This is a genomic window from Maribacter sp. UBA3344 (genome assembly GCF_002362375.1).
GTDB classification, from domain to species: Bacteria; Bacteroidota; Bacteroidia; order Flavobacteriales; family Flavobacteriaceae; genus Maribacter; species Maribacter dokdonensis.
In genome coordinates this window covers 24,535-43,882 of sequence record NZ_DERI01000003.1, presented here as the reverse complement: position 1 = coordinate 43,882, position 19,348 = coordinate 24,535, and the positions used below count along the sequence as shown (strand labels likewise).

At 34.7% G+C, this 19,348-nt stretch carries 18 protein-coding genes; 4 read left to right on the top strand and 14 right to left on the bottom strand.

Features of this window, described 5'->3' with window-relative positions; all coding sequences use genetic code 11:
• Positions 1–50 precede the first annotated feature (50 nt).
• From B2Z27_RS01655 to B2Z27_RS01645, 3 genes are read right to left on the bottom strand one after another with little or no spacing between them, the layout of a single operon-like run.
• Positions 51–1,118 carry an AMP-binding protein gene (locus B2Z27_RS01655; protein ID WP_286812314.1) on the bottom strand — a complete coding sequence of 356 codons (1,068 nt, stop codon included), beginning with the start codon at positions 1,116–1,118 and terminating at the stop codon, positions 51–53.
• 3 nt (positions 1,119–1,121) lie between these two features.
• Positions 1,122–2,069 (bottom strand): CPBP family intramembrane glutamic endopeptidase, encoded by a 948-nt coding sequence (locus tag B2Z27_RS01650; RefSeq protein WP_286812313.1) that lies wholly within the window; start codon positions 2,067–2,069, stop codon positions 1,122–1,124.
• On the bottom strand, positions 2,060–3,112 hold the full coding sequence (locus B2Z27_RS01645; protein ID WP_286812311.1) for an o-succinylbenzoate synthase: 1,053 nt from the start codon (positions 3,110–3,112) through the stop codon (positions 2,060–2,062). Before B2Z27_RS01645 ends, B2Z27_RS01650 begins: the two co-directional genes overlap by 10 nt.
• Before the next feature lie 54 nt (positions 3,113–3,166).
• Between B2Z27_RS01645 and B2Z27_RS01640 the strand changes: the two genes are divergently transcribed.
• Positions 3,167–3,952 carry an SDR family oxidoreductase gene (locus B2Z27_RS01640; protein ID WP_286812310.1) on the top strand — a complete coding sequence of 262 codons (786 nt, stop codon included), beginning with the start codon at positions 3,167–3,169 and terminating at the stop codon, positions 3,950–3,952.
• Between the two features lie 2 nt (positions 3,953–3,954).
• Here the strand turns inward: B2Z27_RS01640 and B2Z27_RS01635 are convergent, their stop codons facing one another.
• The 9 genes from B2Z27_RS01635 to B2Z27_RS01595 all read right to left on the bottom strand — a co-directional run bounded on the left by B2Z27_RS01635 (position 3,955) and on the right by B2Z27_RS01595 (position 13,453).
• On the bottom strand, positions 3,955–5,907 hold the full coding sequence (locus B2Z27_RS01635; protein WP_286812309.1) for a sensor histidine kinase: 1,953 nt from the start codon (positions 5,905–5,907) through the stop codon (positions 3,955–3,957).
• A gap of 421 nt (positions 5,908–6,328) precedes the next feature.
• Positions 6,329–7,090: a LytR/AlgR family response regulator transcription factor gene (locus tag B2Z27_RS01630; RefSeq protein ID WP_058103224.1), complete on the bottom strand. Its 762-nt coding sequence runs from the start codon at positions 7,088–7,090 to the stop codon at positions 6,329–6,331.
• A gap of 32 nt (positions 7,091–7,122) precedes the next feature.
• Positions 7,123–8,031: a 1,4-dihydroxy-2-naphthoate octaprenyltransferase gene (gene menA, locus B2Z27_RS01625; protein ID WP_286812307.1), complete on the bottom strand. Its 909-nt coding sequence runs from the start codon at positions 8,029–8,031 to the stop codon at positions 7,123–7,125.
• On the bottom strand, positions 8,031–8,639 hold the full coding sequence (locus tag B2Z27_RS01620; RefSeq protein WP_058103226.1) for an SPOR domain-containing protein: 609 nt from the start codon (positions 8,637–8,639) through the stop codon (positions 8,031–8,033). The genes menA and B2Z27_RS01620 overlap by 1 nt, the downstream gene beginning before the upstream one ends.
• A 169-nt stretch (positions 8,640–8,808) precedes the next feature.
• Entirely contained in the window at positions 8,809–9,645 is an 837-nt protein-coding gene (locus B2Z27_RS01615; protein ID WP_074673285.1) for a CvfB family protein, read from the bottom strand.
• A gap of 91 nt (positions 9,646–9,736) precedes the next feature.
• On the bottom strand, positions 9,737–10,081 hold the full coding sequence (locus B2Z27_RS01610; protein WP_071341864.1) for a DUF2853 family protein: 345 nt from the start codon (positions 10,079–10,081) through the stop codon (positions 9,737–9,739).
• Positions 10,082–10,115: 34 nt separating this feature from the next.
• Positions 10,116–11,867 carry a 2-succinyl-5-enolpyruvyl-6-hydroxy-3-cyclohexene-1-carboxylic-acid synthase gene (menD, locus tag B2Z27_RS01605; RefSeq protein WP_286812306.1) on the bottom strand — a complete coding sequence of 584 codons (1,752 nt, stop codon included), beginning with the start codon at positions 11,865–11,867 and terminating at the stop codon, positions 10,116–10,118.
• Between the two features lie 49 nt (positions 11,868–11,916).
• Positions 11,917–13,029 carry a chorismate-binding protein gene (locus B2Z27_RS01600; protein WP_286812305.1) on the bottom strand — a complete coding sequence of 371 codons (1,113 nt, stop codon included), beginning with the start codon at positions 13,027–13,029 and terminating at the stop codon, positions 11,917–11,919.
• Position 13,030: 1 nt separating this feature from the next.
• Entirely contained in the window at positions 13,031–13,453 is a 423-nt protein-coding gene (locus B2Z27_RS01595; protein ID WP_058104270.1) for a PaaI family thioesterase, read from the bottom strand.
• 63 nt (positions 13,454–13,516) lie between these two features.
• Between B2Z27_RS01595 and B2Z27_RS01590 the strand changes: the two genes are divergently transcribed.
• A complete protein-coding gene (locus B2Z27_RS01590; protein WP_286812304.1) occupies positions 13,517–14,158 on the top strand; it encodes an alpha/beta hydrolase in 642 nt (213 codons plus the stop codon).
• Positions 14,158–14,715, top strand: coding sequence for a GNAT family N-acetyltransferase (locus B2Z27_RS01585; protein WP_286812303.1), 558 nt, complete (start codon positions 14,158–14,160; stop codon positions 14,713–14,715). Before B2Z27_RS01590 ends, B2Z27_RS01585 begins: the two co-directional genes overlap by 1 nt.
• Before the next feature lie 2 nt (positions 14,716–14,717).
• On the opposite strand, the gene B2Z27_RS01580 is transcribed toward B2Z27_RS01585, so the two are convergent.
• Together B2Z27_RS01580 and dnaK are read right to left on the bottom strand one after the other, a co-directional pair.
• Entirely contained in the window at positions 14,718–15,647 is a 930-nt protein-coding gene (locus B2Z27_RS01580; protein WP_286812302.1) for a hypothetical protein, read from the bottom strand.
• A 102-nt stretch (positions 15,648–15,749) separates the two neighbouring features.
• Positions 15,750–17,654 (bottom strand): molecular chaperone DnaK, encoded by a 1,905-nt coding sequence (gene dnaK / locus B2Z27_RS01575; RefSeq protein WP_058103234.1) that lies wholly within the window; start codon positions 17,652–17,654, stop codon positions 15,750–15,752.
• A gap of 186 nt (positions 17,655–17,840) precedes the next feature.
• Here dnaK and B2Z27_RS01570 point away from each other — a divergent pair, with 186 nt between their 5' ends.
• On the top strand, positions 17,841–19,265 hold the full coding sequence (locus B2Z27_RS01570) for an L-serine ammonia-lyase (protein WP_286812363.1): 1,425 nt from the start codon (positions 17,841–17,843) through the stop codon (positions 19,263–19,265).
• The last annotated feature ends 83 nt before the right edge of the window (positions 19,266–19,348 follow it).

Genomic DNA, 19,348 nt, shown 5'->3' with positions numbered 1-19,348 from the left:
AGTGCCATAAAAATGAAAAATGAGTGAAGTACGACTTTAAACTAGGTAACTTATATTTTCAGTAAGTTTAATGTTTCCTGTCGGCGAATTTTTCCACTTTCAGTACGCTGAAACTGTTTTATAATCAAAATCGATTTAGGTTTCTCGAATTTTTTGAATTCCCCTATACCCTCAATAATTTTCTGAATGTCATTTACTTCTGCATCTTCAACCACTAAAACCACTTTTTGCCCTAATTCATCATCTGCAACACCGGCAACAAAAAAAGGACTATCTATATAGTTTGATAATACTTTTTCAATTTCTTCTGGATGCAACTTTACTCCTCCAGAATTAATAACATTATCTAACCTACCCAACCATTTAAATTGAGTTTTTGAAAGTAACTCTACCATATCATTGGTCACCACGGTTTCGTCTGTAATTTTTGGTGCGTTAATTATCAAACAACCTCTATCATCTATGGTAAGTTCTACATTTGGTAAAACCGTAAAAGGAGCATCTTTAACTTCTTTATGATTCAATGGTTTTATAGCGATATGAGTAATGGTTTCCGTCATACCATAGGTTTCATAACTGCTATTATCAACACCCTTTAATTCTTCTCTTATTGAATTGGAAATGGGTGCACCACCAATTATTAATTTATGTACTTGATGTAGTTTAGATAAAGAGTTACCCACCTGCAAAGGAACCATAGCCCCAAAATCAAAAGAATCCGTAACACCTTCCAATGGGTATGAACTTGGAGGCAAAAAATGAATATTCAAGCCCAAAACCATAGCCCTGACCAACATCATTTTACCTGCAATGTATGAAGCGGGCAAACAGAGTAAAGCTGTGGAGTTAGGCTTCAGGTTAAAATAGCTACCTGTTGCCAAAGCGCTATTTACCATATATTCTTTCTGAAGTGCAATAGCCTTTGGCTTTCCTGTAGAACCAGAGGTTTTTACCAATATTATCTCGGAGTCATCAATCCAATCCAAAAGAAATGCCCCAATTTGTTTTTCATAGCCCTCTCCTTCCTTTATTAGACTATAACTAACCTCTGTTAAATCATCAAAAGAAATTGCCCTACCATGAATTGAAAAATTAGGGTGTATAAATGCTTTATACATTACTTAATTATCGAGCTTTAAAAATTCTTCTTCAGTTAACACCTTACCTGTTAATTTTTCTTTCCAGTTAGTCCATCCGTACTTTTTTGAAAAAACCAATAAAAGAATGGGAAAAACTACAAATACAGGAACCAACATATCCCAACCAAGCACAGGTTCTGAAATATCCCTATAGACAGAATCTACACTAAATGCGGTCCAATCTGCAGTTACTAAAAGTGCTGCAGTTAAATTGTTTGCGGCATGAAAACCAAGAGCAAGTTCCAAACCTTCATCCATAAGTGTAATTATACCTAAAAAGAGTCCGGTTCCTATATAAAAAATCAAAATACCGTAACCCAATTTATCCACTTCCGGGTTCAATATGTGCAATAATCCAAACAGTAAAGAGGTAAAGAGAAGTGGAAACCATCTATTCTTAGTAAGTACGCCCAGACCTTGCATCATGTACCCTCTCATTAAATACTCTTCCATACTTGTCTGTAACGGAATCATTGCAATAGCTATAACGGCTAAGATCAAAAAAGGTTCTAATTGAAAATTATATTCATAATCTTCAGGCGCAAAATAAATATCTATACCGATAAAAAGCACAGATATTGAAGCCCATAAAAAGAAAGAAAAAGCTACTCTTTTCCAGTCAACTTTAGTTCTTGAAGTGGTCAATGTGGTAAGCGATTGTTGATGCAAAAATTTAACCACTAGAAAAACGGCAATAAGTCCGAAAACAAAGGTTAAGAGCATGTAGAACAAAAATGTATTGGAGCCCAATACCTGGGACATCTTTCCTATACTATTACTCATCATTGCAGACATACCACCTTCTTCCAGTGCCAAAGCAGCCAATAACGGAAAGGAGCCTAAAAACTGCCACACCACAATAATTATCAATATTCCTACTAAATATCTCCAATTATCAATTAAACCTTTATACGCCTGTTCTATATACATATTTCATCAATTAAATTCGTATTCCAGTTTTTAGTTTTATTATAAAACAAACCGCCATTACTTACCTCTAAAGGACTATTAACATTATTAGTAAACAAAGCTCCGGTACCTAAACCTTGTGGCATATTATTACCTAAAGTTGCGGTCCATTGAGCAATTGCGTTTAAACCTATATTACTTTCTAACGCACTAGTTACCCACCAACTAATATTGTTTCTTTCTGCAATTGTAATCCATTCATTACTACCTGCAAAACCTCCAACTAAACTTGGTTTCAAAATAATATATTGTGGTTGTATTGTTTGTAGCAACGTTACCTTTTTTGTTACATCAACAACCCCAATTAATTCTTCGTCAAGAGCTATAGGCAATGGTGTTTTAGCACAAAGATCTTTCATTTCATTCCATTGTCCCTGTCTAATAGGTTGCTCAATGGAATGTAAATCAAGTTTTGACAATACTTCTAATTTCGCCAACGCCTCTTCTGCAGAAAATGCACCGTTGGCATCTACACGCAATTCAATTTCATCTTTAGAGTAACGCTCTCTAATAGATTTAAGCAATGCAATTTCCGTATCAAAATCAATGGCACCAATCTTCATTTTAATGCATGAAAAACCATCTTTTAGCTTATTCTCTATTTGCTGATGCATAAACTCTTTATCGCCCATCCAAACCAGACCATTAATTGAAATTGGTTGTTGGCCCTCTAAAAAAGTGGAATCAAAAAGATGAAAAGGATCGTTTGATCGCAGTGACAGAAATGCCTGTTCAACCCCAAATTGAATACTAGGAAAATTAGATAATCGCTTAAGCAATTCCGCTTCCCCTAAATTGATATTACTTACAACCCAATTACATTTATCTTCATAACCAGGAACATCATCATAGCTAAGGCCCCTAAACAATCCGCACTCACCTACTCCCTTTTTACCATCTTGCTCCAAGAATAGAAACCATGTTTCCTTTGTTCTTAGAATTCCTCTGGAGGTCCCGCTCGGATTTTTAAAATTTAGGATATACTTTTTAAAAATTGCTTTCATATAATCCTTCAAATTTAGCTATATTTTCACTTTAATACCGACGGATTTAAAAGAATGGAAGAAAAGGTAATTTGGATAACGGGAGCATCATCAGGAATCGGCGAAGCGCTGACATATCAATTGAACGCACTGGGTGCAAAAATAATAGCTTCGGCTAGAAGGGAAAGTGTATTGACTCAAGTTAAAAATAATTGCAAGAATCCGGACAATGTTGAAATACTCCCATTAGATTTAACCAATTTTTCATCACTTGAAGAAATTACCGATACTGCATTTTCGCTATTTGGAAAAATTGATGTTTTAATCAACAATGGAGGATTAAGTCAACGTTCTTTGATTGTTGAAACCAAATTTGAAGTTTATCAACAAATGATAGACGTCAATTATTTGGGTACCATAAAATTAACCAAACACGCCTTACCCCATTTCATAAAACAAAAAAGAGGTCATTACGTAACCATCACAAGCTTAATGGGTAAATTTTCATCGCCTTACCGTTCTGGATATTGTGGTGCAAAACATGCATTACACGGCTTCTTTGATGCCTTGCGAATGGAGCATGAGAAAGACAATATTGATGTATCTATCATCTGCCCTGGCTTTATACAGACCAACGTTGCCAAAAATGCTTTGACCGCCAATGGTACCGCACTACAAAAAGAGGACAATGCAACTCTTAACGGCATGCCCGTAGAAAAATGTGCTAAGGAAATCATTAGCGCTATTAAAAAGAAACGCTTTGAAACCTATATTGGTGGAAAAGAAAAATTTGGTATTTACTTAAAACGCTTTTTCCCTAAACTATTACACCGTGTAGTAATGAAAAGTAAGGTGAGGTAATTTTATTTAAAATTAAACCAAAACCGAACTCCTTCATTGGTTTTATCTGTATTCAATGAAGTCTGCAGCTGATTTGCCAATCTGTTCATTAAACGAATACCCATTGAGGAATTTGCTCTTTCATCTGTATCTTCCGGTAAGCCAATACCATTGTCCGTATACTCAAAGAAACCTTCTTGACCCGCAATTTTTCTCAAATGAATGTAAATTTTACCGTTACTATCATCATGGGGAAATGCATATTTAAAGGAGTTTGATACCAATTCGTTTAAAATAAGTCCAAAAGGTATAGCTCTATCAATATCCAGCTCAACACCTTCGGCATCTATGGTAATATTAATATTATGACCTCCTTTTTTATATACGGATTGAATACTATTGATCAAACTCTCAATATACCCTTGCATTTCAATTACCGATAAATCATCGTTCTGATATAATTTTTGATGTATAAGCGCCATGGCCTTTACCCTACTCTTACCCTCTTCCAATGCGGCAATTGCAGCTTTGCTTCTAGTATTTTTGGTTTGTAAACTCAGTAAACTAGAAACCATCTGTAGGTTATTCTTTACTCTGTGGTGTATTTCTTTCAACAGAGAATCTTTTTCTACCAAAGAGTTTTCGATAATAAATTTTTGCTCGGCAATAAGACGTTGATTCTTAATACTCTTTAAGTAAGCATATACCAGACCGGCAAAGCCAATAAGCGTAAATATCAAGGAAACAAAAACCAAGCTAATTTTATCATCCCTAGCCTTAATATCTTTTCTAGATGCTTCTAATTGAGCTTTTTGTTGCTCCATAGTTTTTTTGGAGTTATCCAAATCTTGCTCAATTACCGATGTCAGTTGCTGATTTTTAATATTAGAAGCAAGAGCATCTATAGAGTCTCTAATTCTAATATTTTTCTTTAAATAAACCGTTGAGTTTTGATAATCACCGGTTTTAAAATAATAATCCGCATATATTCTGTTCCGCTTTAAAATATTATCCAATTTAATTGGGTTCATTTCATCGCTTAAGTAATCTGTTGCCTTAGCATAATCATCCAATTTCAAATAACACTCTGCCAACGCCAATGTATTTTCAATAATATCAGATGAAAACTTACTCTTATTATATTTTCTAATAATTTCCCTACTCTCTTCTAAAAACGGAATTGCTTTTTCATATTCACCCAGTTGTACATGACATTTACCAATGTTACCAATAATGATTCCGTTTAAAATTCTGCCATCGGCAATTTCCTTATCGGAATGTTGATTGGTAACATCACTTAGAAAAACCTTGATTAAACCCTCTGCTTTTTTAAAGTAGCTAAGCGCCGTAGGCGTAGATTTATCTTGTCTTAAATAATTACCAATTGTATTATTGTAAATTGCAAGCCCGTAGTAATCATCATCTTTAAGCTCTTTCTTTTCTTCGGTCATGTAATCTCGCATAGCTTTTCTATACTGACCAAGACTCGCGTAAATATCATAAAAGGCAACATTATCGGTTAAACCCAATTCACGCTTTACCCTTCTGATTTCTATTTGCTTATCATAAAGTTCTAGCTTAGCATAATTACTATCTAAAATATCTAAAATGATGTGTTTGGAATCTAGGTCCAAATTACTTAAGTCATCGTATAGAGGTCTAGCAATAGCCAAACTCTTCTCATAGTTGCCCAAATCGTAATATATCTGAGACTCAATAAGTTGATAATTCCTAATGGAAATAGAATCTTTAGTTTTCTCAGAACTGTTCAAATACACTTTTACGGTATCTAACCAATCATATGGTGAATTCTGATTGTAACGATTTGGAGTATTAAAAAAGAAGAAAGAACGTAATTCTCCGTTCTCTAAATCTTGAAACTGCTTGTAGTAATCTTCATTTTGAGTCGTTACACCATCTTGCGCCGCTAAAGTGCACATAAATACACTAAGAAATATAGCGCATACAAATCTCAAAATAAAAGGTTTTTTCATATCTCAATAAAAGTCGAATCAAACTTAATGCTAATAGCTGACCCTACTAAATTTTTGTTGTGAGCCGTTATTAAATTATCATTAAATAACAACGAGCCCAAAAAGCGTGTTCTACGTACTTTTTATTAAATCATTAAAAATTGCGCTTTACACTGGCTGCCTTAGACCAATATGGCTAAAACAATAGGCAATTATCAATAAATCAAAATTATGAATTAGCCATAGGACCGTGCATTAATTGTTGTGTAACCTCAAATATTTGTTGTGAAATGCAAACAAGTGGTTCAGCCATGCATTTTACCGATGAAAAATAACATTTAAACGATGAAAAAATACCTTTCATCTAAGATTGGCGCAAAAAAAACACCTTTAAAAAAGGTGTTTTTTTATATATCAACTTATATCAAGAATTCATTGCCGAAATAATAAATTCTTTAAAGTCTTTAGAAATTGGAATCAATGTATTATTGATCATTATATCCTTTGAATTGATAGCATCAATATGATCTACATTTACAATGTATGATTTGTGTGCTCTATAAAATTTATTCTGGGGAAGCTTCTCTAAATAATCTTTTAATGGTGATCGTACCAAAAATTTTTTATCCACGGTATTCACTTCTAAATATACATTATCCGCCTTTATAAACTGAATATCACCAAATTGAATTCTGTAATATAAATGTTGTTTTTTAACAAATATAGAATCTTTCAAAATTGAATTTGACATGGCAACATCTTCAGTATTTCCACTGTTAGCCGTTCCATTACTGGCATTTTGTTTGCCATAAATAAAGTTAGACAAGGCAATTTCAATAGAAGTATAAAGATCTTGTTGCTCAAATGGCTTTACCAAATAACCGTTAGGCTTAACCGTCTTGGCATTCTCAACCGTTGCACGATCAGAGTTAGAGGTTACAAAAATGAAAGGAATGTCATAATTCTCCCTAATATGTTTACCTAAGTCTATACCTGTTTTATCAGAGGCTAAAATGATGTCAATAAGAACTAAGTCAACCTGCTGGGTTTTTAACACCTCAACTGCTTGCTCGTAAACAATTACATTATCAACTATTTCATATCCTATTTCCTCTAACATAGATTGCATATCATCAGCGATGATTACATTATCCTCAACAATTAGAATTTTTATGGGTTGTTCCAAGACTTAAAATGGTTTGTGGGTTATACTCAAAATTACAAAAAATAATAATAACTAATAAAAAACAATACCGCTATAAAAAACGTACTTAAAGCTAATTTTTTAAGCTCAGGATCTAGTTCTGCAGCCTTATTTGTGAGAGCTACTTTTTTTAAATGAACCAGTATTGGTAGGTAGCCTACAAGACTTACATAACGTAACTGTGAGGCATTTGTTGTAAAGAGAAAATAAAACAAACACAAAAAGGATACGACCAGAATGGTATAATGATATTTCTTTGCCTTTGACAATCCCATTTTTACGGCCAACGTATTCTTACCAACGGCAGTATCTGATTTAATGTCTCGCATGTTGTTAAGATTAAGAACCCCAACACTTAAAAGTCCTATTGCAATTGCCGGTAACACAGCAAACAAATCAATAAATTTCAAGTACAAAAACATGGACCCCAAAACACTTACCAATCCGAAAAATATAAAGACAAAAACATCTCCCAAACCTTGATAACCATAGGCTGATTTACCTACAGTATATTTAATTGCGGCCCAAATGGCCAATGCACCTAAAACCAAAAATAAGACAGGGTAAAGAACATCTTTAATTCCAAACGATATGAAAATCAATGAAATGATTAAAACTGCATTAATTACAATGCTGATATAGATACCTCTTTTTAATTCTGCGGCAGTAAGCAAACCACTTTGCAAGGCGCGTTTAGGTCCTATTCTATCATCACCATCAGTGCCTTTAACACCATCACCATAGTCATTGGCAAAATTAGAAGTCACCTGTAGGCCTATAGTTGTACATAAGGCCAATATGAAAATAGTTACATTGGTGGCACCATAGTATGCAGCCAATGCCGTACCTACAAAAATACCTGATATTGATAAGGGAAGCGTTCTAAGCCTTGCAGCGTTGAGCCAAGCTTTAACTTTAGTCACTAATATGGATCTTCTATTTGAATTCTTTTACCATCTTGGTAAGAAGCTACGAAAGCATCGTTGAAACCTAGATCAACCAATTGTTTTCTGAATGACTGGGCCTCTTCTAGGGTTTCAAAGTTCCCTAAGGAATAAGAGTAAAAAGGATTTGTCTTTACAAAAAGTGTATTGGTCAATGCCTCAGAAGCCAATGTTACATTGTTATCCACAAATGATTTTACCTGAACCGAATATATCTTTTCTTTCTGTAAAAACTCTTTTGCCAAGTAAAATTCCTTTACTAAACTAAGTTCTTCATTCTGTTCTTTTAGGTTCTCCAAGCGCGTTCTATATGCATCAACACTATCAATTGATGTCAAAACCAAATCTTTATTATTATTCCTGTTAAAACCTCCAGAACTAGAAATACCAGCGGTAAAAGATGTGAAAGCCAAACCACCTATTAAGAAAAGACCTGTAATACCAGCAAAAATGTTTCGCTGAATCTTACTCTTTTTTAATTCTTTATTCTTAAACTTTATTTGATCCAATAAACGCTCATTGATAATTTGAGCTTTATCTACATCTTTATGTAATTCTAGTAAATCACTTTCTTCTATAAAAGGCATATACAGGGTAAATTTTGCGCTTAAAACTTAAATGTAAGTTAAAATTTGTTAATAACTTTTCATTTACCACAAAAATAAAATTAATTGTAAGTTATCACAATAAACCTGACCATTATTTAAGTTATTTCGTTGAAAATCAAATAACTAAGATTTTTCTTACAATTAACACCTAATCATCTGACAATGTGATACCGTCAGATTCTATTTTTATTTTTCTGTCTTTATAAAGCGTACCCAGACCTTTCTTAAAAGTCTTCTTACTCATTTGAAAGACATCTCTAATTTCTTCCGGTGCAGATTTATCATGTAATCCTAAAAATCCACCGTTTTCAACCAAGACTTCGTATATTTTTTTTGCCGCAGGTTCTAATACTTTTGCTCCAAGTGGTTGAAGTGAAATATCCAACTTATTATCTTTTCTGATCGTTTTTACACAACCAGGTATTACATCACCAATATTAATTGGCTTAAAGACTTCATTAAAATATACCAAACCTTTATGCCTTTCATTTACGATCACTTCCCACCCTAAGTCTGTTTGCCGTGTAACCACTAGGTCTACCTGCTCCCATTCTTTTAGGTCTACGGTGTCATTACTAAGAAATTTATCAAGCTTATTAGACGCTACCAATCTACCAGAACGCTCATCTAAATAACAATGAACAACATACCATTGCCCTTCTTTCATTTTAACACGCTGCTCCCTAAAAGGTACCAACAGGTGTTTTTCCAGTCCCCACTCCATAAAAGCACCAAATTCATTAACTTCAGCAACTTGCAACAATCTAAATTCACCGAGCATAATATCCGGTTCTAAAGTTGTTGCAACTGGTCTTTCATCATAATCCAAATAACAGAACACTTTTATCTTCTGCCCTATTTCATACCCAGTAGGCACATACTTATTTGGCAACAAAACATCATTGCCCTCTTCATCGCCCAAAAAAAGCCCTACACTGGTGTCTCTTAAAATCTCAAGGTTGTTAATACGTCCTAATTCTATCATGCTGCAAAATTACATTTTAAATATTTAAATACCGGAGCAAAAAAAAGACCGTTATCAAAAGATAACGGTCTTTATATTATTTGCCATCTGACTATTTATCGTAAACAGATGCTTTATTGAAATGTTGACAAAGCTTATAATAGATTACCGCTCTATGCTTATTTCTGTTAGAAGAACCGTACTTCTCCATAACCGTAGCAATAGCGTCATCTAATTTAGAATCATCTGCAAGACCTAATTTTTTGATCAAATAGTTGTTCTTAACAGTATCCAATTCTTTTTGGTCACTACCAGATACTTTAGAAGCATCAATATTGTAAATAGATGGTCCTAAACCAACAGTTACTTTTTTAAGCAAGTCCATATCTGCATCCTCACCAAATTTATCTTTGATATCCGCAGCATACTTTTCTATTAAATCGTCTCTTTTACTCATGTTAAATGTGTTATAATTAATGGTTAATACCCTACTAAGATATGAAACGAAAATAATCAATCAAAATTTTATCGTTTATTAATGTAGGTGTAGTAATTTCCAGTAACATCGGACGAACGGTTTCTTTGTAAAAGTCCTTTAATTCCTCTTCAAGTTCTATAGAAGATTTAGCCGTTCTATAATTAAAACCAAACATGTTGCACAGATGCTCAGCGGAAAGAGAATGACGTGTTTCAAAATAGGTTTCAAATACACTGGAATCATCTTTACCAGGGAGAATCCTAAAAATGCCACCTCCACCATTATTAATTACTATAATTCTAAAATTGTTCTTTATATAATTGTTCCAAAGTGCATTACTGTCATAGAAAAAACTTAAATCACCCGTAACCAATAAAGTGGGGCTACCATATGCCCAAGACGCACCAACGGCAGTAGATGTACTACCATCAATACCACTAGTACCTCTATTACAAAATACCTTTAATGAAGGGTTCAAATCAAACAATTGGGTATACCTAATAGTAGAGCTGTTTGCCAATTGCAACATGTAATTATCTGGCACGGAACGCAACAACTGTCCAAAAGCTGAAAAATCAGAAAAAGGAATCTTTTTAAGATACGCCTCTCTTTTTAACATGTAGCCTTGTTTCACCTTATTCCAACTCAAAAAATAATCGCTATCCGTTTTAATGGGTTGTGCATATATCTCATCAAAAAAACGGTTAACAGAAATTTTCAAATGCTCTTTCAGGCAAAAAAATGTATTATTCGCTGTTTGTCCACCAATATGCCAATGATGATCTGGTTTATGTTTTCTTAAGAAAGCCTTTAATTTTTTAGAGACAATTAATCCACCAAATGTGATCAATACGTCAGGTCTTAATTTTTTGAACAACTCATCACTATCCAATTGCATTTCAATAGGTGCAATTAAAGAATCTATACTATTAAAAAAATGTGGATGATGAATGTTAGAAGTAGTTTCAGTCAATACCAAAACACTAGGGTCATTCGCTAAAAAATCTAAAATTTCACTTTCTACCTCATTGGGAGAGTTTACCCCTACCAAAACCATTTTTTTAGAAGTTGCATTCCAAATTTCCCTATGAAGCTCTAAATTTGGTACATCTACGATTTCATTAGCATCAACATTTAATTGAGGTGAAACAGTCGGTTCTAAAACTGTGTTATACAAGGGCTCTTCAAAGGGTGCGTTTATATGTACCGGACTATTAGAATTCAACGAAATATCAAAAGCAAGATTAAGTTGCTGGTCATTAAAGGTTTGAACATCATGCTGAATATCTTCCATTGTACCCTCTTCTAACCAATCTGGTCTGAACTGCAATACTGTTGAAGAGGCGTGACTTACATCTTGTTTTAAATTTGCTGAATAACCTATATGGTTTTTAAAAACATTGCGCTGATCAATAGTTTGCCCATCACCAATACCTAATTTATAAACTGGCCGATCTGCAGAAATTACAATCAACGGAATGTTACTGTAGTATGCTTCGGCAATTGCAGGGTAATAATTTAAAAGTGCACTACCAGAGGTACAAAGTACCACTACAGGTTCTTTTAACTGTTGTGCCATACCTAAGGCAAAAAATGCTGCAGATCGCTCATCAACAATACTAAAGCACTTAAAAAATGGATTCTCCGCAAAAGCAATTGTTAATGGCGCATTTCTTGAACCAGGTGAAATTACAATATTACCAATTTCCTTGGCCAGGCAATGTTGTACTATAGTTTGTGCAGTGGGTATGGCAGAGTATTTCATGTAGTTCAAAAATACGACCAATGCCGATTATATACCAAAAATTGCGTGTCTAATTACCGCTTAATACACGAAGCATTGTCATGCTTTTTAATGAGGTTTCTTCCCACTCACTTTCTGGATTGGAATCTTTTGTGATTCCACCACCTACATAAATAGCCGCTTTATCTTTCAGCAATTGCATACATCGTAAATTCACAAAGAGCTCTGATGTTTTTGCAACACTTCGGTAGGCACTGTTTTCTTGATTTTTTCTATTTCTGTTTCTTGATACTTCTTCTTGAATATTCAACTCCCCAAGAAAACCTGTATAAAAAGAGCGATCGTACATTTCATTGTTCAAAATAAATTCCTTGGCGCTAGCCAAAGGTGTACCGCATACAGCAGGTGTTGGGTGCAGTGCTTTTAATACAGTACCAAAATTATTAGGAGAAAAAGTACCTTTTATTTCCGTTCTAAGATGCCAAAGTTGACCAGCTCTAACAGATTCTCTGTCAGAACTTTTTAATGAAACCGTTTTTTCCTTTAAAGCATTTAAGATATAATCTGTCACCAATTGTTGTTCGTCCAATTCTTTCTTTGACCATTTTGGCATTTCAGATTTATGAGAGTTCTGTGTGCCCGCAAGCGACATAGTAGAAAATTGAGAACCTTTTCTTTTTACCAATATTTCTGGCGTTGCCCCCATCCAGAAACCAATTTTTGGATGATACCAGAAGTAACAAAATGCTTTTTTATAGGTATTCAACAAATGTTGGTATACCTCTAACACGTCTTCTTTAAATTCAACCTCAATTTTACGAGACAATACTACCTTATTAAAATCACTTTTGTCAATAGTTTTAATTGCAGATGAAACCAAATTAAGATATCTAAGTTTTTCTATTTCATTGTACGCTACTGACAAATTTTGGTTAAGATCATTTATCTCACTTTGCTCATACAAAGCTTTAATAACAACATCCATCTTTAACAATATGGCATTGTCATTTAAATTGAAGGGTGCAAAAACGAAACCTGTTTCTGTAAAATCTTTTACATAGTGAACCTCATCGTTACTTTGAAATATCCCAATGAGTTCAGCGTTATTGGGCTTTCTATACAATACAAATGGTAACTGTTCTTTTAAACAGATTTCAACTTGATCAAAAAGTTCTTGCGGCATACTAGCTTTTGGGTAATGCTATTGTAGTTAATTTACAAAGCGAGATTAATTGATCTGCTTCATTGGTTATTTTTATTTCCCACAGTTGTGTGGTTCTTCCCTTGTGTAAAATGGTAGCTTTTGCATAAACAAAACCATCCTTTATGCTTTTTACATGATTTGCAGCAATTTCCAAACCTCTTACAAAGTACTTATTTCCATCCAAAAATATATAGGATGCCGCACTACCAACACTTTCTGCCAGTGCTACAGACGCACCACCATGGAGAACACCGTCGGGCTGATGAACTTTTGACGTAACAGGCATTTTAGCCAATAAAAAATCTTCCCCAACATCTATATACTCAATATCCAATGTTTCCATTAAGGTATTCTTAGAAGTTTCGTTACAGATCTTTAAAATTTTTTCTTTGTAGTCGTTCATCCTTTTTTTTGTAAAATTAAGCATTACATTACCAATTGAAAAGCTAAGAAGAATTGCAAATACATGAACAAGAAAGTTAAAAACGTCTCATATAATACCACCAATACCTATGAGACTTTAAATGAATTAAATAGCCAAACAAAACGTGTCTGGTTAGTTTTCCATGGCATTGGGTACTTAAGCCGTTTTTTCCTTAAATATTTTGCAGACCTGCCCAAAGAAGAAAATTATATTATTGCACCCCAAGCACCTTCTAAATACTATTTAAAAAATGAATACAAACATGTGGGGGCAAGTTGGTTGACCAAAGAAAATACATCATTGGAAACCATAAACGTTTTTAATTATATTGATGCGGTATTGCAAAACGAAAATTTGCCAGAACATTGTGAGATTATTTTTTTCGGATTTTCTCAAGGAGTTTCAATAGCTACAAGGTATCTGGCTTATTCTAAACTTCAATGTTCAAAATTGATTATCTACGCAGGTGGTTTGCCCAATGAACTCAAGAAACAAGATTTCAACTTTTTAAACAAAGACACCAAAGTCATATCCATTATTGGAGATAAAGACCAATATCTTAGTCCTGAAAGATTATCAAAAGAAAGCGAAAAAATTCATTTGTTATTTGGAGATAAAATTCAACATATAAGTTTTGACGGTGTACACGAAGTAAAAAAAGAAATTATAAATCAGTTAGTATAATGAAAGGTCAAGTAACTCTAGAAAATGAAAGGGTAAGGTTAAGTCCATTAACAATGGATAACTACAAAGTATTGATACCTATAGCATCTCAAAAAAATTTAGTTCAATATTCTCCGTCCGATATTGCTACGCCCAACAGCTTAAAAAATTATATAACAATAGCTTTACAACAATTAACGGCAGGCACTAGCATTCCATTCATAATATATGATAAAAAGCAAGGTGTTTATGCCGGATGCACCCGTTATATGAATATGAATTATAAAAACAAAGTACTACATATAGGTTCTACATGGATAGGTCGTGAATTTCAGGGTACTGGGTTAAATACGGAAATGAAAAAATTAATGCTTGATTATGCCTTTACCACTTTAGATTTTGAAAAAGTGGAATTTCGTGTAGACGAGCGTAATACCCCATCTAGAAAAGCAGTAGAAAAACTAGGATGTGTTTTAGAAGGTATTTTAAGAAAGGATGTCTACCTCTTAGATGGCTTTAAAAGAAACACGTGTTGTTATGGTTTATTGCGTACTGAATGGATAAAGAAAAATCAATAGTATTATTCTTCAACCGTTTTAGACACTAGTGGGTAATAGGTGATTTTTCTAGTGGTATAGGTATTATCAGGTGTCACAATTTGTTTAACCCAATTGCCAAATTCTGAATTATCATATTGGTAGATGTATTCCTTTTTTATGATTCCCGCTCCTCTTTTTGCAGTTTCGGTTACCAACATGCCCTTCTCATCGTATTCATAAGTAGTTCTAGTGGTAGGTACAAATTTTTCAGCAACACCATCATATTCAAATTCCTGTTCAGCCATTAACTTACCACCTAAACTATAAACCTCCTCAAAAGCGAAATTCTCTTCACCATTTAAATACTCTTTGGTCAACACAACTTTTTGTACCGGTTTATTTTTAGGTTTTAAAGTAGATGTACGAATAGATTTTAAAGGTACTTCGTTCAATAGATAGGTTACCGTATTCTCACCTTTAAATTTCTTATGTTCTATTTGGGTAATATCCGTACCATCATTGTTAGTTCTTTTTATGCTTATTAAATCACCAAACTCGTCATAATAATATATGTACTCATCTAAAAACTGTTTATCATAAGAAAATATCCGTTCCTGTATTTTAAGGTTATCCGTAGAATCTATTTCATAGAAATGAGCTATTGACGTACTGGCATCAAAGGTATTATTTCTGTATGATTCAGAGCGCTTTTCTAACAACTCCCCTTTACCGTACTTGTAATAAACCACGTCATAATCTTGATCATTATATCTGGTAACCGATTTTGTCAAAAGACCATTTTTATTAAAGTCATATTCCTCTTTACCATAGTCGGTGCTTACCAAACACTTTTTTACGTTACCCGTCAAATCAAAATCTTCAACAGTGAAAATTTGAATCTCTTGACTTTGTATTGTCCCTATAATCGAAATGAAAACAATTAAAAATGTCTGAAAGTATTTTCTTATCATACTGTAAAATTACTTTAATAATACGTGGTTCAAAATAAATTACCGTAAAAGTAAAAAGGGGCGGTAAATACCGCCCCTTTTATATATCAAGTTAAAGTTATATTACTTTACTTCTTCGAAGTCAACGTCTTCAACATTATCACCTTCAGAAGCACCACCGTCTGCAGTTGGCTCTCCTTGAGGAGCACCACCACCTTGAGCTTCAGCTTGTGCTTTGTACATCTCTTCAGATGCAACTTTCCAAGCTTCGTTGATTTTATCCAAAGCAGGAGTAATTACAGCTATATCTTTTGTCTCATATGCTGCTTTCAACTCTGTTAAAGCTTCTTCTATCGGCTTTTTCTTATCATCAGATAATTTATCGCCAAATTCCTCAAGTTGCTTCTCAGTTTGGAAAATCATACCATCGGCCTCATTTAGCTTATCGGCAGTTTCCTTCGCTTTCTTATCAGACTCGGCATTAGCTTCTGCTTCTGCTTTCATCTTTTTAATTTCCTCTTCAGTTAATCCAGAAGAAGCTTCGATACGAATATCTTGAGTTTTGTTCGTTGCCTTATCAGTTGCAGAAACCTTAATGATACCATTAGCATCGATGTCAAAAGTTACTTCAATTTGTGGAGTACCTCTCTTTGCTGGTGGAATACCATCTAAATGGAATCTACCAATGGTCTTGTTATCATTTGCCATAGGTCTTTCCCCTTGCAATACATGAATTTCAACCGATGGTTGGTTATCCGCTGCCGTAGAGAACACCTGAGATTTTTTCGTTGGTATTGTAGTGTTAGCTTCAATCAGCTTTGTCATTACACTTCCCATAGTTTCAATACCTAATGAAAGTGGTGTAACGTCTAATAACAATACATCCTTAACATCACCAGTTAAAACACCACCTTGAATAGCTGCTCCAATAGCAACAACCTCATCTGGGTTTACACCTTTAGAAGGTTTTTTACCAAAGAATTTCTCAACAGCTTCTTGTACCGCTGGTATTCTAGTAGAACCACCAACTAGGATAATCTCATCAATATCGCTCTTAGAAAGTCCCGCTGCTTTCATAGCAGTTTCACATGGCTCAATAGTTCTCTTTACCAAATCAGCAATCAATTGCTCAAATTTAGATCTAGTCAAAGTTCTTACTAGGTGCTTAGGTCCAGAAGCAGTTGCGGTAACGTAAGGCAAGTTAATTTCCGTTTGTGCAGATGAAGACAATTCTATCTTAGCTTTTTCAGCAGCCTCACGTAAACGTTGTAACGCCATAGAGTCTTCTCTTAGATCCAAACCTTCTTCAGCCTTGAACTCTTCTGCCAACCAGTCAATGATTTTTTGGTCTACGTCATCACCACCTAAGTGTGTATCACCATCAGTAGCCAATACTTCAAATACTCCATCGCCCAACTCTAATATAGATACATCATGTGTACCACCACCAAAGTCAAACACAACTATTTTCTGGTCGGTATCTTTTTTATCCATACCGTAAGCCAAAGATGCAGCTGTAGGTTCGTTAATGATACGTTCTACAGTTAAACCGGCAATTTCACCAGCTTCTTTGGTTGCTTGTCTCTGTGCATCGTTAAAGTATGCTGGTACAGTAATAACCGCACGAGAAACATCTTGACCTAAATAGTCTTCTGCAGTTTTCTTCATTTTCTGAAGAATCATTGCAGATAATTCTTGTGGAGAATATAAACGACCATCAATATCTACTCTAGGCGTATCATTATCTCCTTTAACAACTTTATAAGGTACTCTTCCTGCCTCTTTACTTGATTCAGAAAATTTATTACCCATAAACCTTTTAATAGAATAAATGGTTTTATGAGGGTTGGTTACCGCTTGTCTTTTTGCTGGATCACCAACTTTAATTTCACCACCATCAACAAAAGCGATGACAGATGGTGTAGTTCTTTTTCCTTCTGCATTTGGAATTACCACTGGCTCATTACCTTCCATTACGGAAACACAGGAGTTGGTAGTACCCAAATCTATTCCTATAATCTTACTCATTTTATATGTTTTAAATTAAGTGCTTTATTTTACAATCGGTATGTAAATGACAAACAATATGCCAAGCACAAAAAACTGACATGATGTCATTATTATGTTTTAAAGGAAATTAAATATGCCAATTTAGTATGGTAAAAGGTTGCCGAAACATTGTACCTTAGCCTACAAAACTAATAAGATTTGGAGATAGAAAGCATTAGTGTTTTTGATATGTTAAAGATAGGCGTTGGTCCTTCCAGTTCACATACTCTTGGACCATGGCGTGCCGCAGAACGTTGGCTGGCACGGTTAAACTCTAAAAACAATCTTGAAAACGTTGAAGAAGTAGAGGTACATTTATATGGCTCCCTATCATTAACGGGTAAAGGTCATGCCACAGACTATGCCGTAATGTTAGGGTTATTGGGTGCCGATCCGGAATTAGTGCCTATTGAAAGTATAGACCCTATGATATCTTCAATAAAAAATGACCATGTGTTGCTTTTAAACGGTAAGTACAGTATTGTATTTGATCCGGACAAACATATTATTTTCAATAAGAAGTTTTTGCCCTTTCATGCTAACGGTCTAAAATTTCAGGCAAAATTGAAATCTGGAAGAAAAATCTCAAAAACCTACTATTCTATTGGCGGTGGATTTGTAATTGGAGAAGACCGAAAAAATGCCAAGCGCAAAGTTGACATGTTCAAAAAATTTCCTTTTCCTGTGCAAAAAGGGACTGAGCTACTTGAGTTCTGCAAAAATGAAGACCTAAAGATATCTGACCTTGTTTTGCAGAATGAACGTTCCTTAAGAGAAGATAAGGTCATAGACCACGAACTTGATAGAATTTGGTCCACAATGCTAGAGTGCATGTACACCGGATGCCATACCGAAGGTACTTTACCCGGCGGGCTAAAAGTTAAGCGCAGGGCATTTGAAATGCATAACAAATTAAAAAGTGACCTACCCTATTCTACACCGCAGGAATGGTTGCAAAGCATTAGACAAACCGAGGTAAAATTTAGGCAAATTTTGCAATGGGTAAGCTGTTTTGCCTTAAGTGTAAATGAAGTAAATGCTTCTTTGGGCCGTGTAGTCACCGCACCTACAAACGGTAGTGCAGGTGTTATACCTGCCGTATTAATGTATTACATGGTCATTGAAAACCATGCCGGTAATTTTGAGCATGTAAAACAATTTTTATTAGTGGCGGGAGAAATAGGAAGTATCTTTAAAAAAGGAGCTACAATATCAGCGGCCATGGGTGGTTGCCAAGCAGAGATAGGAGTTTCGTCAGCAATGGCAGCGGGAGCTTTGACCGAACTTTTAGGCGGCACTCCAGAACAAGTTCTCATGGCTGCGGAAATAGCCATGGAGCATCATTTAGGACTTACTTGCGACCCTATAGGTGGTCTGGTACAGATACCATGTATAGAAAGAAATTCTATGGGAGCCATTAAAGCTATTAACGCTGCTGAACTTGCATTGGGTTCTGACCCTTCTGCAGCTAAAGTACCGCTAGATAAAGTTGTACAGACCATGTGGGAAACCGCCAAGGATATGAACTCCAAATACAAAGAGACCTCTGAAGGCGGACTTGCAGTAGGCGTTTTCTTAAGTGATTGCTAAGCTTAAAACAAGCTGGTTTTTGTCATAAAAGCGCAAACATTGTCCGGACCTTTTTTATCATCTTTAATTCCGCTAACTTTAAT